This is a genomic window from Enterobacter sp. 2VL (genome assembly GCF_005503595.1).
Lineage (GTDB): Bacteria > Pseudomonadota > Gammaproteobacteria > Enterobacterales > Enterobacteriaceae > Enterobacter > Enterobacter cancerogenus.
In genome coordinates this window covers 537055-560177 of sequence record NZ_SCNE01000003.1, presented here as the reverse complement: position 1 = coordinate 560177, position 23123 = coordinate 537055, and the positions used below count along the sequence as shown (strand labels likewise).

22 protein-coding genes and 1 rRNA gene are annotated in these 23123 nt (G+C 54.4%); 15 read left to right on the top strand and 8 right to left on the bottom strand.

All coding sequences use genetic code 11. The features are described from left to right. From rrf to FFS28_RS10810, 3 genes are all read left to right on the top strand, one after another. Nucleotides 1-107 (top strand): 5S ribosomal RNA (gene rrf, locus FFS28_RS10820); the annotation flags it as partial. A 124-nt stretch (nucleotides 108-231) separates the two neighbouring features. After that, nucleotides 232-684 carry a DUF4385 domain-containing protein gene (locus FFS28_RS10815; RefSeq protein WP_137849528.1) on the top strand — a complete coding sequence of 151 codons (453 nt, stop codon included), beginning with the start codon at nucleotides 232-234 and terminating at the stop codon, nucleotides 682-684. Between the two features lie 150 nt (nucleotides 685-834). Beyond that, the gene (locus FFS28_RS10810; RefSeq protein WP_137849527.1) at nucleotides 835-2142 is read left to right on the top strand and encodes an MFS transporter; all 1308 of its coding nucleotides are present in this window, start codon (nucleotides 835-837) and stop codon (nucleotides 2140-2142) included. Here FFS28_RS10810 and FFS28_RS10805 read toward each other — a convergent pair. The 5 genes from FFS28_RS10805 to trxC all read right to left on the bottom strand — a co-directional run bounded on the left by FFS28_RS10805 (nucleotide 2139) and on the right by trxC (nucleotide 7862). Beyond that, complete coding sequence (locus FFS28_RS10805; protein WP_137849526.1) at nucleotides 2139-2462, bottom strand: YfiM family lipoprotein; 324 nt, start codon at nucleotides 2460-2462, stop codon at nucleotides 2139-2141. The two genes, FFS28_RS10810 and FFS28_RS10805, sit on opposite strands and share 4 nt — an antisense overlap. Before the next feature lie 45 nt (nucleotides 2463-2507). Continuing rightward, nucleotides 2508-3863: a CDP-diacylglycerol--serine O-phosphatidyltransferase gene (gene pssA, locus FFS28_RS10800; RefSeq protein ID WP_006176740.1), complete on the bottom strand. Its 1356-nt coding sequence runs from the start codon at nucleotides 3861-3863 to the stop codon at nucleotides 2508-2510. A 110-nt stretch (nucleotides 3864-3973) separates the two neighbouring features. Beyond that, nucleotides 3974-6637 (bottom strand): bifunctional acetate--CoA ligase family protein/GNAT family N-acetyltransferase, encoded by a 2664-nt coding sequence (locus FFS28_RS10795; RefSeq protein WP_137849525.1) that lies wholly within the window; start codon nucleotides 6635-6637, stop codon nucleotides 3974-3976. 35 nt (nucleotides 6638-6672) lie between these two features. Next, on the bottom strand, nucleotides 6673-7371 hold the full coding sequence (gene tapT, locus FFS28_RS10790) for a tRNA-uridine aminocarboxypropyltransferase (protein WP_137849524.1): 699 nt from the start codon (nucleotides 7369-7371) through the stop codon (nucleotides 6673-6675). A 71-nt stretch (nucleotides 7372-7442) separates the two neighbouring features. Further along, nucleotides 7443-7862: a thioredoxin TrxC gene (trxC, locus tag FFS28_RS10785; RefSeq protein WP_006176737.1), complete on the bottom strand. Its 420-nt coding sequence runs from the start codon at nucleotides 7860-7862 to the stop codon at nucleotides 7443-7445. Between the two features lie 193 nt (nucleotides 7863-8055). On the opposite strand from trxC, the gene FFS28_RS10780 reads away from it, so the two are divergent. Further along, entirely contained in the window at nucleotides 8056-9186 is a 1131-nt protein-coding gene (locus tag FFS28_RS10780; RefSeq protein WP_137849523.1) for a tRNA/rRNA methyltransferase, read from the top strand. Nucleotides 9187-9225: 39 nt separating this feature from the next. On the opposite strand, the gene ung is transcribed toward FFS28_RS10780, so the two are convergent. Then, nucleotides 9226-9915: a uracil-DNA glycosylase gene (gene ung / locus FFS28_RS10775; RefSeq protein WP_137849522.1), complete on the bottom strand. Its 690-nt coding sequence runs from the start codon at nucleotides 9913-9915 to the stop codon at nucleotides 9226-9228. A 314-nt stretch (nucleotides 9916-10229) separates the two neighbouring features. Here ung and grcA point away from each other — a divergent pair, with 314 nt between their 5' ends. Beyond that, nucleotides 10230-10613 carry an autonomous glycyl radical cofactor GrcA gene (gene grcA, locus FFS28_RS10770; RefSeq protein WP_006176733.1) on the top strand — a complete coding sequence of 128 codons (384 nt, stop codon included), beginning with the start codon at nucleotides 10230-10232 and terminating at the stop codon, nucleotides 10611-10613. Nucleotides 10614-10667: 54 nt separating this feature from the next. Here grcA and srmB read toward each other — a convergent pair whose 3' ends face one another. Continuing rightward, nucleotides 10668-11996 (bottom strand): ATP-dependent RNA helicase SrmB, encoded by a 1329-nt coding sequence (srmB, locus tag FFS28_RS10765; protein WP_137849521.1) that lies wholly within the window; start codon nucleotides 11994-11996, stop codon nucleotides 10668-10670. A 132-nt stretch (nucleotides 11997-12128) separates the two neighbouring features. Between srmB and trmN the strand changes: the two genes are divergently transcribed. Continuing rightward, nucleotides 12129-12866, top strand: a complete 738-nt coding sequence (trmN, locus tag FFS28_RS10760) for a tRNA(1)(Val) (adenine(37)-N(6))-methyltransferase TrmN (protein ID WP_137849520.1) — start codon at nucleotides 12129-12131, stop codon at nucleotides 12864-12866. Here trmN and nadB read toward each other — a convergent pair. Further along, entirely contained in the window at nucleotides 12851-14470 is a 1620-nt protein-coding gene (gene nadB / locus FFS28_RS10755; protein WP_137849519.1) for an L-aspartate oxidase, read from the bottom strand. The genes trmN and nadB overlap by 16 nt on opposite strands. Before the next feature lie 424 nt (nucleotides 14471-14894). Between nadB and rpoE the strand changes: the two genes are divergently transcribed. The 9 genes from rpoE to recO all read left to right on the top strand — a co-directional run bounded on the left by rpoE (nucleotide 14895) and on the right by recO (nucleotide 23084). After that, nucleotides 14895-15470, top strand: a complete 576-nt coding sequence (gene rpoE, locus FFS28_RS10740; RefSeq protein ID WP_006176728.1) for an RNA polymerase sigma factor RpoE — start codon at nucleotides 14895-14897, stop codon at nucleotides 15468-15470. Nucleotides 15471-15501: 31 nt separating this feature from the next. After that, nucleotides 15502-16152 (top strand): anti-sigma-E factor RseA, encoded by a 651-nt coding sequence (gene rseA / locus FFS28_RS10735; protein ID WP_006176727.1) that lies wholly within the window; start codon nucleotides 15502-15504, stop codon nucleotides 16150-16152. Beyond that, a complete protein-coding gene (gene rseB, locus FFS28_RS10730) occupies nucleotides 16152-17105 on the top strand; it encodes a sigma-E factor regulatory protein RseB (RefSeq protein ID WP_088207931.1) in 954 nt (317 codons plus the stop codon). The genes rseA and rseB overlap by 1 nt, the downstream gene beginning before the upstream one ends. Further along, the gene (rseC, locus tag FFS28_RS10725) at nucleotides 17102-17578 is read left to right on the top strand and encodes a SoxR-reducing system protein RseC (RefSeq protein ID WP_137849517.1); all 477 of its coding nucleotides are present in this window, start codon (nucleotides 17102-17104) and stop codon (nucleotides 17576-17578) included. Before rseB ends, rseC begins: the two co-directional genes overlap by 4 nt. A 185-nt stretch (nucleotides 17579-17763) precedes the next feature. Beyond that, nucleotides 17764-19563 (top strand): translation elongation factor 4, encoded by a 1800-nt coding sequence (gene lepA, locus FFS28_RS10720; RefSeq protein ID WP_137849516.1) that lies wholly within the window; start codon nucleotides 17764-17766, stop codon nucleotides 19561-19563. A 15-nt stretch (nucleotides 19564-19578) separates the two neighbouring features. Next, entirely contained in the window at nucleotides 19579-20553 is a 975-nt protein-coding gene (gene lepB / locus FFS28_RS10715; RefSeq protein WP_006176723.1) for a signal peptidase I, read from the top strand. A 222-nt stretch (nucleotides 20554-20775) separates the two neighbouring features. Continuing rightward, the gene (gene rnc / locus FFS28_RS10710) at nucleotides 20776-21456 is read left to right on the top strand and encodes a ribonuclease III (protein ID WP_042320629.1); all 681 of its coding nucleotides are present in this window, start codon (nucleotides 20776-20778) and stop codon (nucleotides 21454-21456) included. Next, nucleotides 21453-22358 carry a GTPase Era gene (gene era / locus FFS28_RS10705; RefSeq protein WP_006176722.1) on the top strand — a complete coding sequence of 302 codons (906 nt, stop codon included), beginning with the start codon at nucleotides 21453-21455 and terminating at the stop codon, nucleotides 22356-22358. The genes rnc and era overlap by 4 nt, the downstream gene beginning before the upstream one ends. 18 nt (nucleotides 22359-22376) lie before the next feature. Continuing rightward, the gene (gene recO / locus FFS28_RS10700; RefSeq protein ID WP_137849515.1) at nucleotides 22377-23084 is read left to right on the top strand and encodes a DNA repair protein RecO; all 708 of its coding nucleotides are present in this window, start codon (nucleotides 22377-22379) and stop codon (nucleotides 23082-23084) included. The last annotated feature ends 39 nt before the right edge of the window (nucleotides 23085-23123 follow it).

Genomic DNA, 23123 nt, shown 5'->3' with positions numbered 1-23123 from the left:
TTTAGCGCGGTGGTCCCACCTGACCCCATGCCGAACTCAGAAGTGAAACGCCGTAGCGCCGATGGTAGTGTGGGGTCTCCCCATGTGAGAGTAGGGAACTGCCAGGCATCAAACAAGTGAAGAGGCCATCCGGAAGGATGGCCTTTTTGCGTTTTTGTATCCCAAAAACCTCAACACCTTTTCTTCATTGCCGTCTAAAATTGTTAAAAAGACTTTAACAATGGTGCCGCTTTGACCCGTCCATTTGATTATCAGCAAGATTTTGCCAACATTAATTTTCGCGAACGTCCCGAACTGTACCAGGTTGGCCGGGGTGAACAGGGCGTTTTGATGGTCGAGCCTTATAAAAGCGAAATCCTTCCTCACTGGCGCTACAAAAATGCTGAAGTGGCGGCGCGTTCTGCAAAAGAGATATATGCCCTGTTTGAAGAATACCGCCAGCAGAACGACTTTGTTGGCATGGATATGGCTCGAAAATTCATTCAGATGGGCTATACGCGCGCCCGTCGATATGCCAACCATAAAGGCGGTAAAAAGTACGATGAGGAGCGTCAGGTCAAACCCCTCGAGCACGATCCGGTAAAAGCTGAAGCCGCTGCGGTATTCAAAGCGTGGTGGGATAAGATCCGTGAGGACGACGATTATTTGCAGAGGAAAAAAGCGCATCAACGTAAGTGGGGATAATTACTACGTTCGCTAATAATTCAATATCTGATCAACTTCACAAAACGTAATGAAACATATTGGAAACATTTCTTTTACCTAACGGTTCGTTTTAAATCCGGTTTTACTGTGGGTGGGCACTGGCCCGCAATGTGAGACAGGGGATTTAAAATGACAGAAACCGTAGCAAGTACAGATACGGAAAACACAAACTTAACGGCGAAAGATACCCGCCGTCGGGTTTGGGCAATTGTTGGGGCTTCATCGGGGAACCTGGTAGAGTGGTTCGATTTTTACGTTTATTCATTTTGCTCTCTCTACTTCGCGCATATCTTTTTTCCATCCGGTAATACCACCACACAGCTTCTGCAAACCGCAGGCGTCTTTGCCGCCGGGTTTTTGATGCGTCCAATTGGCGGGTGGTTGTTCGGCCGTATTGCCGACAGGAAAGGGCGTAAAACCTCAATGCTCATATCGGTCTGCATGATGTGCGTGGGTTCGCTGGTCATTGCCTGCCTGCCCGGTTATGACGTAATCGGCACCTGGGCACCCGCGTTGCTCCTGCTGGCACGTTTGTTCCAGGGACTTTCTGTTGGCGGCGAGTACGGCACCAGCGCGACATACATGAGTGAAGTCGCTGTTGAAGGGCGCAAAGGGTTCTATGCTTCATTCCAGTATGTCACGCTAATCGGCGGGCAACTGCTTGCTCTGCTCGTTGTGGTGATGCTTCAACATATTCTCAGCGATGCAGATCTACGCGCCTGGGGCTGGCGCATCCCGTTTGCGATGGGGGCCGCTCTGGCGGTTGTGGCTCTCTGGCTGCGCCGCCAGTTGGATGAAACCTCTCAACAAGAGGTCAGGGCATTGAAAGAGGCCGGCTCCCTCAAAGGGCTGTGGCGTAACCGTAAAGCCTTTTTAATGGTGCTCGGTTTTACCGCCGCGGGGTCGTTGAGCTTCTACACCTTCACCACCTATATGCAAAAGTATCTGGTCAATACCTCCGGCATGCACGCTAACGTGGCAAGTGTGGTCATGACAGTCGCCCTGCTGGTCTTTATGCTTATTCAGCCTGCTATCGGTGCGCTATCCGATAAGATAGGCCGCCGAACCTCAATGCTCATTTTTGGCAGTTTACTGACGCTCGGTACCGTCCCGCTATTAAGCGCGCTGCAGCATACCTCCTCACCTTATGCTGCTTTTGGACTGATCATGATTGCACTGGTCATCGTCAGTTTTTACACGTCAATCAGCGGGATATTGAAAGCAGAGATGTTCCCCGCCCAGGTCAGGGCGCTCGGGGTAGGGCTGTCGTATGCGGTGGCTAACGCGCTATTTGGTGGGTCAGCGGAGTACGTCGCGCTGTCGCTTAAATCGTGGGGCAGTGAGACAACGTTCTTCTGGTATGTCACCGTAATGGGAGCGTTAGCCTTTATCGTCTCCCTGATGCTGCATCGCAAGGGTAAGGGTATTCGCCTTTAATAATGGGCCATCTGCCATACCGCGTAGCCGGTTGTTGCACCGGCTACGTCCCAGGCAAAATCTTTCCAGCTCCAGCCGGTTCCCGCCGGACGACAGTCCCAAAGCTCTTTAGATGCGCCAAGGCTGACGGAGAACATCAATCCGATGGCTGCACTGCGATCCCGGCTGTAACCCTGGTGCTGCGCGACTTCATTACCCGCAGCGGACAACATCGCAGAAGCAATAAAGTGTTGAGCTTTGTCCTGGCCTGTCCAGCTGTCGTTCGCCATATGGCTACATCCGGTCAGGCAAAGGGAGATAAGCAGGAGAAGGATACGCATCAACAGGCTCCATAAAAAAGCCCTGTCGATGACAGGGCCGGAATATTACAGAATACGGCTGATAAGGCGGTCGATACGGATCCGACGTAAGCGACGAATCAGCTTGCGAACTTTTACCGGGTAATCCGCAATGCTCTGCAGATCGCGGTAATGGCGCACAACGGTCGTATGCGTGCGGATCAGTTCCAGCTCGCGTTCACGCTTCGCCGCCAGTTCGTGCTGCGGATCGTGGATCAGAATGGCGTTTTCCAGATCCAGCCGCCAGGCGCGAGGGTTGAGGTTGTTGCCGGTCAGCAGCATCCACTCATCGTCCACCCACATGCCTTTGAGATGATAGCTATTGTCTTCATCTTTCCACAGGCGCACAACCAGTTGGTCTGTGTTTACATAGTACTGTAAACGGCTCAGGAAGCGACGCAGGTTGATCTCATAGAGATAAGGCAGTGCGCCGATGATCTTGAAGGGCTGATCTTCCGGAATAAAGAAGTCGTTAGCCGTTTTATCCCCAACGATAATTTCCACTTTCTTGCCATCACGCAGCAGCTGAATGATATTCCGCACCAGCACGGCAGGCAGGTTAAAGTAGGGCGTGCAGATCGTAAGCTTTTGCTCTGCACACGGCATCAGATGGAAGATAGTCTTGTTCAGCAGGCTGGATTTGCCCAAACCGACCAGTGGCGTAACGGAGAGCTCTTCGTTATTGGCGTCACCCTGGAAGTGATAGACCGCGTCGCGCAGCTCCTGGCGGAAGGAACGCACGTCGTTTTTAATTTCCGGGCTTTTAGGGCGCTGCGGATCATCAAGACGGTTTACGCCGCGGCCATGCACAAGGTATTTATCAACCCAGTTGAACATGATGTCCGCCATCTGCGGATTGCGGATAAGATGATAGCGGTCGTAACGGTACTTATCGAGCTGATGAAGATAGACATCATTCAGACTGGCGCCGCTGTACAGCACGCTGTCATCAATGATAAATCCTTTGAAATGCAGCACGCCCAGCGCTTCGCGGGTATTCACCGGCACGCCGTAAACAGGCACATCGACGCCAGGATTTTCCTGCGCCGTGCGGCAGTACCAGTCAGCATTGGTGTTTGACGCCGCAGCGCCAATGCGCCCGCGCTGGCCACGATGCCAGTCGACGAGTACGCGAACGTCCAGTTCCGGACGCTGACGTTTCGCTTCATAGAGCGCGTTCAGAATAGCGCGCCCACCTTCATCTTGTTCCAGATACAGTGCCACGATACAGATACGTCGCGTCGCACTGGCAATCTTTTCCAGAAGCGTCTCCCGAAAATCAGCGGGAGCATAAAAGAATTCGACATCATCAACTGACTGAGAAATCTTCGGTAGTTGAGCAAGGTGTTGTTGATGTTTATTACGCTTAAATTTTGACAACATCACAGTGCGTTTCTTCTCTGTTCATTGAAGGGTTGTATGTATCATGCAAACAACATAAGCGGGCAATGATACCACCAGTACCGTCCAAAGTGGGCAACATTTCCAGTAGCTTACTCTTGTTTACCCACGGATATTAGGCTGAGCGAAAGGGAAACAATGCCTTCATCCAGCTGGATATCAACATCAAAACCGAGTTTGCGCGCGAGTGTCACCATGCCGCGATTGTTTGGCATAGTAATGCCGTTCAGGCGTAACAATCCATGATCGCGCGTATAGCTGATAAGCTTTTCAAGCAGCCGTCTTCCCAGTCCCAGCCCCTTCAGATCGGAACGCACCAGGACGGCAAACTCTGCATCCACATTGTCCGGATCAGAGATCGCACGCGTGACGCCGAGGATCTCATCCCCGCTGTCAGTCCGGCGAACCGCCACAAACGCCATTTCTCGATCGTAGTCGATCTGCGTCATATTGGCTAAATCATCGTGGGTAAATTCATTGATTTCGCTAAAGTAGCGATAGTAAAGATCCTCTTTGGTCACCTGCGAAATGAAGACCCGCAACTGGGGTTCATCTTCCGGCAGGATAGGGCGAAACAGCGCCCGTTCTCCATTCTTCATCTCGACCCACTCTTCAAGATGCAGAGGATAAGGGCGAATGGCGAGGCGGCTTTCACTGTCTCCGTCAAAAGGCGCAATATCCAGCGTGACGTCAAGCGCGGTAAATTCATTTCCGGAGGCGAGCAGGGGATGAATATCCAGCCGCTGGATCTCCGCACAATCAACGATCAGGTTAGAGACCTGCACCAGAAACTGGCTTAAACCGGCAATATCAAGCGGGCGCAGGGCGCTTCGGCCACGGATTTTTTTACTCTTAATCGCCTGAATGATCAGGTAGCGCGCCAGGTTCATGTTGAGCGGCGGCAGTGCCACCACGGCCTGTTCCTCCGGTCGCCATTCAACGCCACCCTCACCCAGCATGATGAGCGGGCCAAAGACCGGGTCGTGCTCGACCACAACCCGCAGTTCCTGCGCGCCCGCCCGGTTAGCCATGCTTTGGACCAGCAGGCCGTGGATCCGTGCCTGAGGCCAGGCCATTTTGACGCGATCGAAAATAGCATCCGCCGCCTGCTGCACTTCTGCCGCAGTTCGCAGATACAGCATTACCCCCTGAACATCTGACTTATGCGGAATATCGGGCGAGCGAAGCTTGAGGGCAACCGGATAGCCGAGTTGCTCGGCAATATGGACCGCCTCGGCGCTGTCGCTGGCAATCCAGGTGGGGAGCGTCTGAATACCGTAACTGCCAAGAATAGGCTGCACTTCGTGGGTATCCAGGGACGTTGCGCCTTCCGCGATAGCCTGGTGCAGCAGTCGATGGACATCCACCGCGTTAGCCGTCAGATTGCCAGGCAGGGCGGGCGTTTCACGGAGCTGCTTCTGATTACGGCGATATTCAACCATATGCATAAACGCGGTAATGGTGCCTTCCGGAGTACGGTACGTGGGTAATCCGGCCTCGCTGAACAACCGTCGCGCCTCCTGAGACGAAAATTCGCCGCACCAGTTTGTCAGTAGCGTGACGTATTTTCCGCGAGGATGACGTTTTACCGCCTCAATGAGTGCTCGCGCGCTGTCGCTACCTGGCGCTGCCGCACTGGGAGAGTGGATAATCATCAGGGCGTCAAAGTCCTGGCTATCCAGCAGAATGGAAAGTGCGGTGATGTATCGCTCGCTGCTGGCATCGTCGCGTAAATCGAGTGGATTGCCCGGGGTAACGCTGGCCGGCAGAGCGTCTCGCAGGCGCTTAAGCGTCTCGTCTCCGAGCGTCGCCAGCTTTCCATTGCGCAGCCATAGTTCATCCAGCGCCAGCGCCGCGGGAGCTGCGCCGTTACTGACGATCATCAGTTTCTCACCGCGCAGCGGACGCATGTGGCTTAAGGTCTCAACGGCGGAAAAGAGCTCATGGGTATCCTGTACACGCAACAACCCAGCACGCTGGATCGCCGCGTCCCAGGCGGGATCCATGCCCGAATGGGAATGAAGTAACCGTTGTGCGGCGGGGCTGCGTCCGCTTTTGATCACCAGAATCGGTTTGTTACGTGACGCGCTTCGGGCCGCTGAGACAAAACGACGGGCATCGCTGAGATGTTCAAGGTAGAGCAGAATTGCGCTGGTTTTGCTGTCACGCGCCAGGAAGTCCAGCAGCTCGTCAACGTCAATATCGAGGCTGTCACCCAACGCAATAAAGTAAGAAAACCCCATTTCCCGCTGCTGCGCCCAGTCCAGAATCGTGTTCGATACGGCAGCAGACTGCGAAATAAACGCCAGTTTACCTTTGCGAATCGGCACCGGCGAGAAGCTGGCGTTCAGACCCTGCCAGGGGGCAAGGAGGCCCAGACTGTTCGGGCCAAGGATCCGCATCTGAAAGCGTCCGGCACAGGCCAGTAGCTCGGCCTGCTGTTCAGGAGGAGACGAGAGAATAATGCAGGTTTTACACCCCTTTTGCCCAAGCGACTCCAGTAATTCCAGATTACGCTTAGCATGGGTACAGAGGACGGCGAGGTCGGGTATGAATGGCAGACTGGGCACATCGGGCCACGCCAGCACGCCCAGAACCGCCTTATAAGCGGGCGTGACGGGCAGAACAGGGCCACTGAAACCACCGGCCAGGAGATTGCGCATCATCAGATAACCTGCGCGATCCGGTTTCATCGAGGCGCCAATAACGGCAATGGACTTTGGACGTAATAGCGCTTCTAACCCTCGCTGGCTCATGCAACTCTCCTGTGAATGCAAGCGACCTGATGATTTTAAACGCTTTCTGACTCTGCTGCTGTGACGCTGCCCTTATGAATGGTTTTTCCCGCCAGATAGCGTTCGCGAAAACAGGAGAAATGGTTGCCCAGCGCGGTGGCGGCAGCGGTATCCCCGGCCAAATCCAGCAGCGCGATGGCCACTTCTGCGGTGCAGTATTGCCCGTCAGCGTGCGCTTCCCGCAGGCGATAGGCCGAGACGCGTGATAAATCAACGGAGATCACCGGTAAGGCATCCAGATACGGGCTTTTACGAAACATTTTTCGGGCTTCGGTCCAGGTGCCATCCAGCATGATAAACAGCGGCGGTTTGCCTGACGGCGGTGCAGAGAGAACTTCACGCTGTTCTCCGGCATAGGAGGCCGGAAAAACCACCATCGGCTGATAGTCAGGATGGGTGACCAGGTCCAGCAGTGCCTGTGGCGGCTCCGTTCGCGACCATTGGAACGCGGCGGTATCGGGCAGGATATCGGCGATCAGACGCCCGGTATTGCTGGGCTTCATGGGTTCGGTATCGAACATCATCAGGCAAAAGCGGCTTTCGGCGGGGCAGGGAGCCAGCGTGTCGCACAGGCAGACCTTGAGCGGAAGCAGGCAGCGCTGGCAGCGGCGAATGCGATTGCCTCGGGCAAGAAAAGGGCGAGTGGCGCGGGCGAGTCGTTCGGCGCGCAGTTGCAGGACAGCGTTATCAGTCATGGGCGAAACACAGGAAAAACGCTATTTTCGCAGAGGAGGGAGCGGGGCACAAGATGTGCCCCCGGGGAATGTTAGAGTGACTCGTTCAACCAGCTTTCAAAAGGTGCTTTAGGAACCGCACCGTTCAGCATGTCAATCACTTCACCATTTTTAAAGATCATGATGGTAGGGATGCTGCGAATGCGAAAACGGGCGCTTAACTCACGTTCCGCTTCGGTGTTCACCTTCACAAAACGCATTTTACCGCTACGTTCCTCCGCCACGTCTTCAAATACCGGCGCGAAGTTACGGCACGGACCACACCACGGTGCCCAAAAATCGACAACCACAGGGAGATCGTCCTTGAGGAGTTTGTCCAGCGTAGCACCCGTCGCGTTAATGACATCGCCATCAAACAGTTCGTGACCACAGCGTCCGCATTTAGCGGCATCGTCAATACGATCGTCCGGAATGCGATTCAGGGCCTGACAGTTGGCACATACGGTATTCATAACTAACCTCTGATACAGCGGCAGAATGCCGAGAATGTTTCTTATATGTTACATATTATCAATGAGCCTGTTTGAAACGACAATGCGTTTTATTCAATGAGAACAATAGTCACAGGCTTTTGTACGAAATTATGGCTATGAGCTTGCACATCGGGTAATCTGCGCGCTTCGCGCAGCGCTGGTGGAGAAAAGCATGAACGACGAAATGAAAAACAAAAGCGGCAAGGTCAAAGTGATGTATGTCCGCAGTGATGATGACTCAGATAAACGCACCCAAAATCCGCGTACCGGAAAAGGGGGCGGGCGTCCGGCGTCTTCTCGTGCAGACGGTGGCCGTCGCCCCGCCCGCGATGACAGAAATAACCGCGGCGATGACCGCAAACGTGACGATCGCAAACGCGATGACCGTCCACGCAGCGATCGTCCACGTAATGACCGCCCTCGCGACGATCGTCCGCGTGATGAATATTCGCGTGATAATGCCTCACCGTGGCGTACCGTGTCGCGCGCGCCTGGCGAAGAGACGCCAGAGAAAGCCGATCACGGCGGGATCAGCGGCAAAAGCTTTATCGATCCGGAAGTTCTGCGCCGCCAGCGTGCAGAAGAGACCCGCGTCTATGGCGAAAACGCCTGTCAGGCCCTGTTCCAGAGCCGCCCTGAGTGCATCGTCCGCGCCTGGTTCATCCAGAGCGTGACCCCACGCTTCAAAGAAGCGTTACGCTGGATGGCGGCAAACCGTAAGGCCTACCATGTGGTGGATGATGCCGAGCTGACGAAAGCATCCGGTACGGAACACCACGGTGGCGTCTGCTTCCTGATCAAAAAACGTAACGGTACTACCGTGCAGCAGTGGGTTAGCCAGGCTGAAGCGGATGACTGCGTGCTGGCGCTGGAAGATGTGGGCAACCCGCACAATCTGGGCGCGATGATGCGCAGCTGCGCGCACTTCGGCGTGAAGGGTGTCCTGCTGCAGGATGCTGCCCTGCTGGAATCCGGCGCGGCGATCCGTACCGCTGAAGGCGGAGCGGAACATGTTCAGCCGATCACCGGCGACAGCGTTCTGGACGCAATTGAGCAGTTCCGCAAAGCGGGCTACTCCATCGTGACCACTTCCAGCCATGCCGCTACGCCGCTGTTTAAAGCAACGCTGCCGCGTAAAATGGTGCTGGTGTTAGGTCAGGAGCGTGATGGCCTGTCTGATGCAGCGCTGTCCAGCGCCGATCTCAGTGTCTCCATCGACGGTACGGGTAATGTTGAAAGCCTCAACGTGTCCGTCGCGACCGGCGTATTGCTGGCCGAATGGTGGCGTCAGAATAAGGCATAAGCCTCTAATGTGCCGGGCCTGACCCGGCACATTCAATGTTTATTCACCCTCAGCCGGCAACACAGGCATCCAGTCAATCGGCGTTTCGCCACGTTTCTCCAGCCATTCATTCGCCAGAACAAAGTGATTACTGCCAAAGAAACCGCGATGGGCAGAGAGCGGTGACGGGTGCGGCGCTTTAAGAACGTGATGACGCTGCCTGTCGATGATCGCCCCTTTCTTCTGCGCATGCGATCCCCAGAGTAAAAATACGACCCCTTCGCGATGCTCGTTAATCAGGCTTATCACCTTATCCGTAAAGGTTTCCCACCCCAGGCTGGCATGGGAATGCGCCTGCCCGGCACGCACCGTGAGCACGGTGTTCAACAGCAGTACGCCCTGGCGCGCCCAGCTTTCCAGGTAGCCGTGATTTGGCCGGGTAAACCCGGGTACCGTCGCTTCGAGCTCTTTATACATATTCAACAGGGAAGGGGGTATGGCAACGCCAGGACGCACGGAAAACGCCAGGCCATGCGCCTGCCCTGGCCCATGGTAGGGGTCCTGACCCAGAATCACCACTTTGACGTCGCCCAGTTCGGTATAGCGAAACGCGTTGAAAACATCCTTTTGCGGCGGATAGATCGTCTGCCCCGCCTGCCGCTCTGCGGCAACCGTGCTGAGCGTATTGATAAAATAGGGCTGCTGTTTCTCTTCGGCCAGCACATCGTGCCACGTTAACGGGGTCGTCATCTCGCTCTCCTGCGAATTTTCATCTGTGCCTAGCTTAACTGCTAAATCCCGGTGAGCAAAATTTCGGGCCGGAAAATCACGCTAACCCTTTAAATTTTATTTGAAAGTCTATGCCATGGTTTGAAATGGTAAGGTTCAAAATTGATCTAAAACAATAAAATCAAACCACACTCTTTATGTGGTTGGTGTTTTTGTTGATTTAAATCAATAAATCTCACGGGGGTGAATGATATATATACACACAAGCAACAATGGTTTTACCAATTGGCCGCGTGAGGCCGACACCAGTTAATGTAGCCTAAGGGAGGCATCACATGATTACGGGTATCCAGATTACTAAAGCTGCAAATGACGACCTGCTGAACTCTTTCTGGCTGCTGGACAGCGAAAAAAATGAAGCACGCTGTGTAGTAGCAAAAGCCGGTTTTGCTGAAGATGAAATCGTTCCGGTGAACAAGCTGGGCGAAATCGAATACCGTGAAATTCCGATGGAAGTGCAACCGGAAGTGCGCGTGGAAGGCGGTCAGCACCTGAACGTCAACGTTCTGCGTCGCGAAACGCTGATGGATGCCGTTGAGCATCCGGAAAAATACCCACAGCTGACCATCCGTGTGTCTGGCTATGCGGTACGTTTCAACTCTCTGACGCCAGAACAGCAGCGCGACGTTATTGCGCGTACCTTTACTGAAAGTCTGTAAGGTTCTCAGCCACGGGGGTGGCATAAAAAAGCCGGGGATTTCCCCGGCTTTTTTTTATTCTTCAGTTTTCGTCTCAGGCGCAGCTGAGCTTGGCTTGCGACGTTTACCTACGTTTTTGGTGTCGCGGTGGCGCTGCTTCACGCGCGGCTTCTCTTTTTCTTTCTCTTTTCTCTCGGCACGCTTCGCGAGTGCTTTTTTAGACGGTTTACCCGTCATTTTTTCACTCGGGGCACGTGTGGTTGGACGCAATCCGTCAATCACCCGCGATTTCAGCGGTTCGTCGACGTAGCGGCCAATTTTCTGCAACAGCAGATGGTCGTGTGCTTCAACCAGAGAAATAGCAATACCTTTACGGCCCGCACGTCCGGTACGACCGATACGGTGCAGATAGGTATCACCGCTGCGCGGCATATCAAAGTTGATGACATGGCTGACATCCGGAATGTCGATCCCGCGCGCAGCGACGTCGGTGGCTACCAGCACGTTCACGCGGCCCTCGGTCAGGCGCTTAATCCCTTCGGTACGCTTAACCTGCGCCATCTCGCCTTCGAGATAACAGTTGTTGATCCCGGCGTTACGCAGGATCTCTGCCAGCTCATGCACACGCTCGCGTTTACGCACAAACACGATGGTACGGGTCGCATCTTCCTGCTTCAGCAGTTGCTTGAGCAGTTCAATTTTGTGCTCAAGATTATCCGCACGGTAATACCACTGGTGGATCTTTTTGCGCTCGCGCGTGGACGGCGTAGCAGACACTTCTACCGGGTCTTCCAGCAGACGTTCTGCGAAATCTTTGATGGCGTCCCCTTCGAGGGTCGCAGAGAACAGCATCGTCTGGTTACGCCAGCGCGTTTCACCTGCAATGTGCTCGATATCCTGGGCAAAGCCCATGTCCAGCATACGGTCAGCTTCGTCGAGGATCAGGGTTTCAACCGCGCGGCAGTCGAAGTTCTCTTCTTTAATGTATTGCAGCAGGCGGCCCGTCGTTGCAACGACGATGTCCTGGTTCTCGCTGAACACTTCGGCGTGGTTCATATACGCAACGCCGCCGGTGATCGTGGCAATGTCCAGATGGGTATTAGCCGCAAGCTCACGCGCGTGGTCGGCAACCTGCATCGCCAGTTCTCGGGTTGGCGTCAGGATCAAAATACGCGGTGGGCCAGATTTTTTACGCGGGAAATCGAGCAGATGCTGCAACACAGGCAGCAAATAGGCTGCTGTTTTCCCCGTGCCGGTTGGCGCAGAACCGAGCACATCGCGGCCTTCAAGCGCAGGCGGAATGGCCGCGGCCTGAATGGCGGTCGGGCGTGTAAAGCCTTTACTCTCAAGTGCATTGAGCAGGCTTTCATCGAGTTCAAGTTCGGAAAAAGTCGTTACAGTCATGTTCTACCTCTGTGTGGGGCGCTGATTATAGACGTTACGGCTGTAATCTTCATCTGTTTGTATGGATATCGCTTTTCGGCCACATCGCTTTCCCCTATGCTACTCCAGTTTCGTTCAGAAGGTTGCCCCAACATGTCTCAACTCAAAGCGCAATTGCGCCGCGATGGTTTCACATTTAAACAGTTCTTTGTTGCTCACGACCGCTGCGCGATGAAAGTCGGCACTGATGCTATTTTACTGGGGGCCTGGGCACCCGTCGCCGAGGCGACGCGTATTCTGGATATCGGAACCGGGAGCGGGCTTCTGGCATTAATGCTGGCACAGCGTACCAAAAATCACGTCACGATTGATGCCGTCGAGCTGGACGCGCAGGCGGCAGGCCAGGCGAGTGAAAATGCAGCCGAATCACCCTGGGCGGAGCGCATTAACGTCAAGTGTGCTGATATACTTGCCTGGGCACCAGAGCAGACGGCGCGTTACGATCTTATCGTCAGCAACCCGCCCTATTTTGAACCCGGCGTGGAATGCGGTACACCGGAACGTGAACAGGCCCGCTACACCGGCTCGCTTGATCATAAGGCGCTGCTAACCAGTGCCGCAGAGTTGATCGCGGAAGAGGGTTTTTTCTGCGTCGTACTGCCGGAAAGTACCGGCAACACTTTTATTGAGATAGCGCAGCAGATAGGATGGAAACTCCGTTTGCGGACTGATATTTCCGATACCGAAGGGCGTTTGCCGCACCGCGTGCTGCTGGCGCTCTCCCCGAAAGAAGGGGAGTGCTTTACTGACCGGATGGTGATTCGCGGGCCAGACCAGCGCTATTCCGAAGATTACACTGCCCTGACCCAGGCTTTTTATCTTTTTATGTGAGTATGTGGCGACAGGATCGACGGGCCGGATGTCGGTAAAGCATCAGGATAGTCCAGGGTATAGTGCAGGCCACGGCTCTCTTTACGCATCATCGCGCAGCGAACGATCAGCTCGGCCACCTGAACCAGGTTGCGCAGCTCCAGCAGATTATTGGATACGCGGAAGTTGGCGTAGTATTCATCTATCTCTTGCTGCAGCATCGTGATGCGGCGTAACGCACGCTCAAGGCGCTTAGTCGTTCGCACAATCCCCACGTAGTCCCACATGAAGAGTCTCAGCTCATGCCAGTTATGCTGGATGACGACCAGCTCATCCGGATTCTCCACCCGACTTTCGTCCCAGGCTGGCAAGTTCTCCGTCTGGCGGGCATACGGCATGCGTTTGGTGATATCTTCCGCAGCAGACCATCCATAGACAAGACACTCCAGTAGCGAGTTGGACGCCATCCGGTTAGCGCCATGCAGCCCGGTGTAACTCACCTCACCGATGGCATATAACCCATCCACATCGGTACGCCCGTGGTCGTCAACCATCACACCGCCACAGGTATAGTGGGCAGCGGGAACGACAGGAACCGGATCGCGGGTCAAATCTATACCCAGACCCCGCAGTTTTTCGTCGATTGTCGGAAAGTGGTGGCGAATAAATTCAGGCGGCTTATGGCTGATATCTAGATACATGCAATCGACGCCAAGGCGCTTCATTTCATGATCGATAGCACGGGCGACAATGTCGCGCGGGGCGAGTTCGCCTCTGTCATCAAAGTCCGGCATAAAGCGCGAGCCGTCCGGGCGCTTCAGGTAAGCGCCTTCGCCGCGCAGGGCTTCCGTCAGCAGGAAGTTGCGCGCCTGAGGGTGGTACAGGGCTGTAGGATGGAACTGATTAAATTCAAGATTCGCCACGCGGCAGCCGGCCCGCCATGCCATCGCGATGCCATCGCCTGAAGAAATGTCCGGATTCGTCGTGTACTGATAGACCTTAGACGCCCCGCCCGTTGCCAGCACAACCGCTTTGGCGCGGCAGGTTTCAACTTTCTCTTTATTGCGATTCCATACCCAGGCACCGACCACGCGCCGCGTACCGGGCAGGCCAATTTTATCGGAGATTATTAGATCCACTGCATTACTGCGCTCAAGGATCTGGATATTGGGATGGCTCAGGGCCTTACTCACCAGCGTGGTTTCGACCGCTTTACCGGTGGCATCGGCAGCATGAAGGATGCGGCGATGGCTGTGCCCACCCTCGCGGGTCAGATGATAGCTCTGTTCACCATTGGGTTGAACTTCGGTATCAAATAACACGCCCTGGTCTATCAGCCACTGCACGCAGTTTCGGGCGTTGCTTGCGACAAACTCAGCGGCGTGGGTGTCCACGATCCCGGCACCGGCAATCAGGGTATCTTCTACGTGGGAGGCGATGCTGTCGGTTTCATCAAACACGGCGGCGATGCCACCCTGTGCGTAGAAGGTCGATCCTTCGCTCATCGGCCCCTTACTGAGTACGATCACCCGCTGATGCTCGGCCAGACGCAGCGCAAGGGACAGTCCCGCAGCACCGCTGCCGATAATCAGTACATCACAATGGAGTTCTGGCGTAGTGTTCATGTTGTGTTGTTTAATTTACTAAACAGAGTTAGGCCAGAATAGCACCCGATTGCGAGATATCGCACGTTTTTTTTAATCACTGTTACAATGGCTAAACGTGTGACAAGGCGTAAACGGGAGGTAAATGAAAGAAAATATTTTGCGAAGCAGATCGTTAGCGTCAGATTATGTGATGAAATAAAACCCGTGTTGCGTTACTCTTCAGCGGTAAAGTGGCGCATTCTTGACAGAAAGTGCGTATGTATCGTGAACCGACTTATAATGAGAGAAAATGAACGGTCGACGACACGATGAACAAAAACAAAAGCGTGACGGAACTTATTGAAGAACAAACGCTCTAAGTCGGTGCTTGCTCAAAGTGCGATGTTTTAGAGTGGCGTTTCGATAACGCGTGGAATTTTGGTTTGGGGAGACATTACCTCGGATGAGCGAGCAGTTAACGGACCAGGTCCTGGTTGAACGGGTCCAGAAGGGAGATCAGAAAGCCTTTAACCTCCTGGTAGTGCGCTACCAGCATAAGGTGGCGAGTCTGGTATCCCGCTATGTACCCTCAGGTGACGTGCCTGATGTGGTGCAAGAGTCTTTTATTAAGGCCTATCGTGCGCTGGATTCGTTCCGGGGGGATAGTGCTTTTTATACCTGGCTGTACCGTATTGCGGTCAACACAGCCAAGAACTATCTGGTCGCTCAGGGCCGTCGTCCACCTTCAAGTGATGTGGACGCAATCGACGCCGAAAATTTCGAAAGTGGCGGCGCATTGAAAGAAATTTCGAACCCTGAGAACTTAATGTTGTCAGAAGAACTGAGACAAATCGTTTTTCGCACAATCGAGTCACTCCCGGAAGATTTACGCATGGCTATTACCCTGCGGGAGCTTGATGGTCTGAGCTATGAAGAGATAGCCGCTATCATGGATTGTCCGGTTGGCACGGTACGCTCTCGTATTTTCCGTGCGCGAGAAGCTATTGATAATAAAGTTCAACCGCTTATCAGGCGTTGACGATAGCGGGATACTGGAAAAGGTATTAGGCATGCAGAAAGAAAAACTTTCCGCTTTAATGGATGGTGAAACGCTGGACAGTGAGTTGCTCAACGAGCTTTCTCACTCCTCCGAGATGCAACAGACCTGGGAGAGTTATCACCTCATCCGTGATGCGCTTCGCGGTGACACCAGCGAGGTTCTCCATTTCGATATCTCAGCCCGCGTGATGGCGGCCATTGAGAATGAGCCTGTCCATCAGACCACTCCGCTGATCCCTGAAGCGCAGCCAGCACCGCACCAGTGGCAGAAAATGCCGTTCTGGCACAAGGTGCGACCGTGGGCCAGTCAACTCACCCAAATGGGCGTGGCGGCTTGCGTATCGCTTGCAGTTATCGTTGGTGTCCAGCACTATAACACGCAGTCTGAAGCCAGCCAGCAGCCTGAAGCGCCAGTGTTTAATACGCTGCCGATGATGGGCAAAGCCAGCCCGGTAAGTCTGGGTGTTCCTGCAGATGCCTCCGCCAGCGGCGGACAGCAAGTGCAGGTTCAGGAGCAGCGTCGTCGCATTAATGCGATGTTGCAGGACTATGAGCTGCAGCGTCGACTGCACTCAGAGCAGCTTCAGTTTGAGCAGGCACAAACTCAGCAGGCCGCTGTGCAGGTGCCTGGAAACCAAACTTTAGGAACGCAATCGCAGTAATGAAGCAACTTTGGTTCGCCATGTCTCTGATGGCGGGTAGCCTGTTCTTCTCTGCCAACGCCTCGGCTGATGTTTCATCCGGGGCGTTGTTGCAGCAAATGAATCTGGCCAGCCAGTCACTCAACTATGAGTTGGCATTTATCAGCATTAATAAGCAGGGCGTCGAATCGTTACGTTATCGCCATGCACGTCTTGATAATCAGCCTCTCGCTCAGCTTTTACAGATGGATGGCCCACGGCGTGAAGTGGTTCAGCGGGGGAACGAAATCAGCTATTTCGAACCCGGGCTTGAGCCGTTTACCCTGAATGGCGACTATATCGTCGATTCTCTGCCGTCCCTTATCTATACCGATTTTAAGCGACTTGCCCCTTACTATGATTTTATCTCGGTAGGACGCACGCGAATTGCAGACCGCCTGTGTGAAGTGATCCGCGTGGTCGCTCGCGACGGTACGCGCTACAGCTATATCGTTTGGATCGATGCGGAAACCCACTTGCCGATGCGCGTTGACCTGCTCGACCGCGATGGTGAAACGCTGGAACAGTTCCGCGTGATCTCCTTTAGCGTTAACAGCCAGGTCGGAAACAGCATGCAGAACCTGGCCAAGGCCAGCCTGCCGCCGCTGCTTTCTGTCCCTGCGGGTGATTCCGTCAATTTCAGCTGGGTGCCTTCCTGGATCCCGCAAGGGTTTAGTGAAGTGTCCAGCAGTCGTCGTCAGTTGCCGACCATTGAAACGCCCGTTGAGTCACGGCTCTACTCTGACGGTTTGTTCAGCTTCTCGGTAAACATTAACCGTGCCACGGCTAACAGTTCTGAACAGATGCTCCGTACCGGCCGCCGGACGGTGAGCACGACGGTTCGTGAAAATGCTGAAATTACTATCGTCGGGGAATTGCCGCCGCAAACCGCGAAGCGCATTTCCGACAGCATCAAATTCAAGGCTACGCAATGATTAAAGAGTGGGCTACCGTCGTCTCATGGAAAGATGGCATCGCACTGGTTAGCTGCGATGTGAAAGCATCCTGCAACAGCTGCGCATCCAGAGCGGGTTGCGGAAGTCGGGTGCTAAATAAACTCGGCCCTCAGACCTCGCACACCCTCTCCGTGCCGAGTGAACATCCTCTGATGGCAGGGCAGAAAGTCGAACTGGGAATTGCCGAAGGCAGCCTGCTGGGTTCCGCAATGCTGGTTTACCTTTCTCCGCTGGTGGGGCTGTTTGTCATGGGCGGTGTTTTCCAGATGCTTTTCGGTACCGATATTGCCGCCATGTGCGGGGCTGCATTGGGCGGTGTGGGTGGTTTCTGGCTTGCCAAAGGCATCTCGCCTAAGCTTGCCGCCCGCGAAGAGTGGCAGCCTGTTATTCTCAGCGTAGCGCTGGCGCCTGACCAGCTTCGTGTTGAAACGCTCTCTTCTGAGGCCCGGTAATCTGCCGGGCTTTATCATTATTTACATCCCAAAAAAGAAAACGCCGTTTCTTCGCGCTATGCTTGGCTCTAAGTGCATTTCCAGGTGACGGGGATGTAGTGTAGAATGCTGCGTTTTCGCACTGAAAAACGTCAGGCTAAGAACAGCGGCCTCCAGGAATTCGTAAGGCATAATTATTTAACTATATGAAGAACATACGTAACTTTTCGATCATTGCTCACATTGACCACGGTAAGTCGACGCTGTCTGACCGTATTATCCAGATTTGCGGTGGCCTGTCTGATCGTGAAATGGCAGCCCAGGTACTGGACTCCATGGACCTGGAACGCGAACGCGGTATCACCATTAAAGCGCAAAGCGTGACGCTCGACTATAAAGCGTCTGATGGTGAAACCTATCAACTTAACTTTATCGACACACCGGGCCACGTTGACTTCTCTTATGAAGTTTCCCGCTCGCTGGCGGCCTGTGAAGGTGCGCTGCTGGTGGTCGATGCCGGGCAGGGCGTAGAAGCCCAGACGCTGGCAAACTGCTACACCGCGATGGAGATGGATCTGGAGGTTGTGCCGGTCCTGAACAAAATCGACCTGCCGGCAGCCGATCCTGAGCGCGTGGCAGAAGAGATTGAAGATATCGTTGGTATTGATGCCACCGATGCTGTGCGCTGCTCGGCGAAAACCGGCGTGGGCGTTCCTGATGTGCTTGAACGTCTGGTACGCGATATTCCGGCCCCTGAAGGCGATCCGGATGCCCCTCTGCAGGCGCTGATCATCGACTCCTGGTTTGATAACTATCTCGGCGTCGTCTCGCTGGTGCGTATTAAAAACGGCACCATGCGTAAAGGCGATAAAATCAAGGTTATCAGTACCGGCCAGGTCTATAACGCCGACCGTCTGGGGATCTTTACGCCAAAACAGGTTGATCGTACCGAGCTGAAATGCGGCGAGGTTGGCTGGCTGGTTTGCGCCATCAAAGACATCCTCGGTGCGCCAGTGGGCGATACCCTGACGGGCGCACGTAACCCGGCGGACAAAGCGTTGCCTGGTTTCAAAAAGGTGAAGCCGCAGGTTTACGCGGGTCTGTTCCCGGTCAGCTCTGACGACTATGAAAACTTCCGCGACGCGCTCGGCAAACTGAGCCTCAACGATGCCTCCCTGTTCTACGAGCCAGAAAGCTCAACCGCGCTGGGCTTCGGCTTCCGCTGTGGCTTCCTTGGCCTGCTGCACATGGAGATCATCCAGGAACGTCTGGAGCGTGAATACGATCTGGATCTGATCACCACCGCCCCGACGGTAGTGTACGAAGTTGAAACGACGTCGAAAGACGTTATCTATGTCGACAGCCCGTCCAAGCTTCCGCCGCTGAACAACATTCATGAACTGCGCGAGCCTATCGCAGAGTGTCACATGCTGCTGCCACAGGAGTTCCTGGGCAACGTGATCACCCTGTGCATCGAGAAGCGTGGCGTGCAAACCAACATGGTTTACCACGGTAACCAGGTGGCGCTGACCTATGAAATTCCAATGGCGGAAGTGGTGCTCGACTTCTTCGACCGTCTGAAGTCTACCTCCCGTGGCTATGCGTCGCTGGATTACAACTTCAAACGCTTCCAGGCGTCCAACATGGTCCGTGTTGACGTGCTGATCAACGGCGAGCGTGTCGACGCCCTGGCGCTGATCACCCATAACGACAACGCGCCGTATCGTGGACGTGAGCTGGTCGAGAAGATGAAAGAGCTGATCCCGCGTCAGCAGTTCGACATCGCGATTCAGGCGGCCATCGGTAACCACATTATCGCCCGTTCTACCGTGAAGCAGCTGCGTAAAAACGTTCTGGCGAAATGCTACGGCGGCGACGTCAGCCGTAAGAAAAAGCTGTTGCAGAAACAGAAAGACGGTAAGAAGCGTATGAAGCAGGTCGGTAACGTTGAGCTGCCGCAGGAAGCATTCCTTGCCATCCTTCACGTTGGTAAAGACGGCAAATAACCCTAAGGAGTTGGCATGGCGAACATGTTTGCCCTGATTCTGGTCATCGCGACCCTGGTGACAGGTCTGTTGTGGTGTCTGGATAAGTTTATTTTCGCCCCAAAACGCCGTGAACGTCAGGCTGCCGCGCAGGCAGCCACTGGCGATCAGCTGGACGCGAAGACCCTGAAAAAAGTCGGCCCAAAACCGGGCTGGCTGGAAACAGGGGCCTCGGTCTTCCCGGTGCTGGCGATTGTGCTGGTGGTTCGTTCGTTCATTTACGAGCCGTTCCAGATCCCGTCAGGCTCAATGATGCCTACGCTGCTGATTGGTGATTTCATTCTGGTCGAGAAGTTTGCCTACGGAATTAAAGATCCTATCTACCAGAAAACGCTTATTGAGACCGGCCACCCGAAACGTGGCGACATCGTGGTCTTTAAATATCCGGAAGATCCGCGCCTGGACTACATCAAGCGCGCTGTCGGCCTGCCGGGTGATAAAGTGACCTACGATCCGGTTGCGAAGGAAGTGACCGTACAGCCAGGCTGCAGCTCCGGTACCGCGTGTGAAAATGCGCTGCCAATCACTTACTCCAACGTGGAGCCAAGCGATTTTGTGCAGACGTTTGCCCGTCGTAACGGCGGCGAAGCGACCAGCGGTTTCTTCCAGGTACCGAAGGGCGAAACCAAAGAAAATGGCATTCGTCTGGTCGAGCGTAAAGAGACGCTGGGCGACGTAACGCACCGAATTCTGACCGTGCCAATCGCGCAGGATCAGGTGGGGATGTATTACCGTCAGCCAGGCCAGCAGCTGGCAACCTGGATCGTTCCACCGGGGCACTACTTCATGATGGGTGATAACCGCGATAACTCTGCGGACAGCCGTTACTGGGGCTTTGTGCCGGAAGCGAATCTGGTCGGTAAAGCTACCGCCATCTGGATGAGTTTTGAGAAGCAGGAAGGGGAATGGCCAACCGGCGTTCGCCTGAACCGTATTGGCGGAATCCATTAATTCTCATTAAATGAACACGTAGCCGCGTTATTTCGCGGCTACGTGAATTATTTCAGTGATAAATCTCTATGAACTAACGACATCCCCTGTCGTTGTGTATAGAATATTCCCCCGAAGTTTAAGGTTGGCCCTGCAAGGGTGCCACGGCACACGAAACCGCGTTGGTCTTCTCAGGTCGGTTTCGTGTGCTGCATTTTTGACGCATTCATTTATTGGTATCGCATGAACCCCATCGTAATTAATCGGCTTCAACGGAAGCTGGGCTACACTTTTATTCATCAGGAGTTGTTGCAACAGGCATTAACCCATCGAAGTGCCAGCAGCAAACATAATGAGCGTCTCGAGTTTTTAGGCGACTCTATTTTAAGTTTTGTGATTGCCAATGCGCTTTATCATCGTTTCCCACGTGTGGACGAAGGTGATATGAGCCGCATGCGCGCCACGCTGGTGCGGGGTAACACCCTGGCGGAAATCGCACGCGAATTTGAGCTGGGTGAGTGTCTGCGTCTGGGGCCGGGTGAACTGAAAAGCGGCGGCTTCCGTCGAGAGTCTATTCTCGCCGATACCGTCGAAGCACTGATCGGCGGCGTGTTCCTGGACAGCGATATCCAGACCGTAGAAAAAATGATCCTTAACTGGTATCAAACCCGTCTGGATGAAATCAGTCCGGGCGATAAACAAAAAGATCCGAAAACGCGTCTGCAGGAATATCTGCAGGGTCGCCACCTTCCGCTGCCGTCCTATCTGGTTGTGCAGGTGCGTGGCGAAGCGCACGATCAAGAATTTACCATCCATTGCCAGGTCAGTGGCCTGAGTGAACCGGTGGTTGGCACAGGTTCTAGCCGTCGTAAGGCTGAACAGGCTGCCGCCGAACAGGCGTTAAAAATGCTGGAGCTGGAATGAGCGAAGAAAAAACCTATTGCGGATTTATTGCCATCGTCGGACGTCCGAACGTCGGCAAATCCACCCTGTTGAATAATCTGCTTGGGCAGAAAATTTCAATCACCTCTCGCAAGGCGCAGACGACCCGTCACCGCATTGTGGGCATCCATACTGAAGGCGCGTATCAGGCGATTTACGTCGATACCCCGGGTCTGCATATGGAAGAGAAACGCGCCATCAACCGCCTGATGAACAAGGCGGCAAGCAGCTCGATTGGCGATGTTGAGCTGGTGATTTTCGTGGTCGAAGGTACCCGCTGGACGCCGGACGACGAAATGGTGCTCAACAAGCTGCGTGATGGTAAAACGCCGGTGATCCTTGCCGTCAATAAAGTTGACAACGTGCAGGAAAAAGCCGACCTGCTGCCGCACCTGCAGTGGCTGGGCAGCCAGATGAACTTCCTTGATATCGTACCGCTGTCTGCAGAGACCGGTCTGAACGTGGATACCATCGCGGGCATCGTGCGCAAACATCTGCCGGAAGCGATCCATCACTTCCCGGAAGATTACATTACCGATCGCTCACAGCGCTTTATGGCCTCTGAAATCATCCGCGAAAAGCTGATGCGTTTCCTCGGCGCGGAACTGCCTTACTCGGTGACCGTGGAGATCGAACGTTTCCAGACCAACGAGCGTGGCGGCTATGACATCAACGGCCTGATCCTCGTTGAGCGTGAAGGGCAGAAGAAGATGGTTATTGGCAACAAAGGGGCCAAGATCAAAACCATTGGCATTGAAGCCCGTAAGGATATGATGGAGATGTTTGAAGCGCCGGTTCACCTGGAGCTGTGGGTGAAAGTGAAATCTGGCTGGGCCGATGATGAGCGCGCGCTGCGCAGCCTCGGTTACGGCGAAGACCAGTAACGCAAGACGACGAACAGTATGGAAGGTTGGCAGCGTGCCTTCGTTCTCCATAGTCGTCCCTGGAGCGAAACCAGCCTGATGCTGGACGTCTTCACGGAAGAGTCGGGTCGCGTGCGCCTTGTGGCTAAAGGCGCACGTTCCAAACGTTCTAACCTGAAAGGTGCCTTACAGCCTTTCACGCCGCTGCTGGTCCGCTTTGGCGGGCGCGGTGAAGTCAAAACCCTGCGCAATGCTGAAGCCGTCTCTCTGGCGCTTCCCCTTTCTGGTATCACGCTTTACAGCGGTCTGTATGTCAACGAGCTTATCTCGCGCGTTCTTGAACATGAGACTCGCTTCTCTGAACTTTTCTTTGATTACCTGCACTGTATCCAGGCCTTAGCTGGCGCAACCGGCACGCCGGAACCTGCGCTGCGCCGTTTTGAGCTGGCGCTGCTTGGGCATCTGGGTTACGGCGTCGATTTTCTGCATTGTGCGGGCAGTGGTGAGGAGGTGGAAGACACCATGACCTACCGCTATCGCGAGGAAAAAGGCTTTATTGCCAGCATCGTGGTCGATAACAGCACCTTTACCGGGCGGCACCTGCGGGCGCTGTATGAGCGGGAGTTCCCGGATGCGGATACCCTGCGTGCGGCAAAACGCTTTACCCGAATTGCACTCAAGCCGTATCTTGGTGGCAAGCCCTTAAAGAGCCGCGAATTATTCAGGCAGTTTTTGCCGAAACGTTAACGTTTTACCCCTCACCCCAGCCCTCTCCCGAAGGGTGAG

Coding starts and splice junctions, on each gene's coding strand:
- rseC (WP_137849517.1), top strand. CDS start 17,102: ATGATTAAAGAGTGGGCTACCGTCGTCTCATGGAAAGATGGCATCGCA.
- ung (WP_137849522.1), bottom strand. CDS start 9,915: ATGACGACCCCGTTAACGTGGCACGATGTGCTGGCCGAAGAGAAACAG.
- srmB (WP_137849521.1), bottom strand. CDS start 11,996: ATGACTGTAACGACTTTTTCCGAACTTGAACTCGATGAAAGCCTGCTC.
- lepA (WP_137849516.1), top strand. CDS start 17,764: ATGAAGAACATACGTAACTTTTCGATCATTGCTCACATTGACCACGGT.
- nadB (WP_137849519.1), bottom strand. CDS start 14,470: ATGAACACTACGCCAGAACTCCATTGTGATGTACTGATTATCGGCAGC.
- FFS28_RS10795 (WP_137849525.1), bottom strand. CDS start 6,637: ATGAGCCAGCGAGGGTTAGAAGCGCTATTACGTCCAAAGTCCATTGCC.
- trxC (WP_006176737.1), bottom strand. CDS start 7,862: ATGAATACCGTATGTGCCAACTGTCAGGCCCTGAATCGCATTCCGGAC.
- rnc (WP_042320629.1), top strand. CDS start 20,776: ATGAACCCCATCGTAATTAATCGGCTTCAACGGAAGCTGGGCTACACT.
- rpoE (WP_006176728.1), top strand. CDS start 14,895: ATGAGCGAGCAGTTAACGGACCAGGTCCTGGTTGAACGGGTCCAGAAG.
- lepB (WP_006176723.1), top strand. CDS start 19,579: ATGGCGAACATGTTTGCCCTGATTCTGGTCATCGCGACCCTGGTGACA.
- era (WP_006176722.1), top strand. CDS start 21,453: ATGAGCGAAGAAAAAACCTATTGCGGATTTATTGCCATCGTCGGACGT.
- pssA (WP_006176740.1), bottom strand. CDS start 3,863: ATGTTGTCAAAATTTAAGCGTAATAAACATCAACAACACCTTGCTCAA.
- rseA (WP_006176727.1), top strand. CDS start 15,502: ATGCAGAAAGAAAAACTTTCCGCTTTAATGGATGGTGAAACGCTGGAC.
- FFS28_RS10810 (WP_137849527.1), top strand. CDS start 835: ATGACAGAAACCGTAGCAAGTACAGATACGGAAAACACAAACTTAACG.
- recO (WP_137849515.1), top strand. CDS start 22,377: ATGGAAGGTTGGCAGCGTGCCTTCGTTCTCCATAGTCGTCCCTGGAGC.
- FFS28_RS10805 (WP_137849526.1), bottom strand. CDS start 2,462: ATGCGTATCCTTCTCCTGCTTATCTCCCTTTGCCTGACCGGATGTAGC.
- tapT (WP_137849524.1), bottom strand. CDS start 7,371: ATGACTGATAACGCTGTCCTGCAACTGCGCGCCGAACGACTCGCCCGC.
- trmN (WP_137849520.1), top strand. CDS start 12,129: ATGTCTCAACTCAAAGCGCAATTGCGCCGCGATGGTTTCACATTTAAA.
- grcA (WP_006176733.1), top strand. CDS start 10,230: ATGATTACGGGTATCCAGATTACTAAAGCTGCAAATGACGACCTGCTG.
- rseB (WP_088207931.1), top strand. CDS start 16,152: ATGAAGCAACTTTGGTTCGCCATGTCTCTGATGGCGGGTAGCCTGTTC.
- FFS28_RS10780 (WP_137849523.1), top strand. CDS start 8,056: ATGAACGACGAAATGAAAAACAAAAGCGGCAAGGTCAAAGTGATGTAT.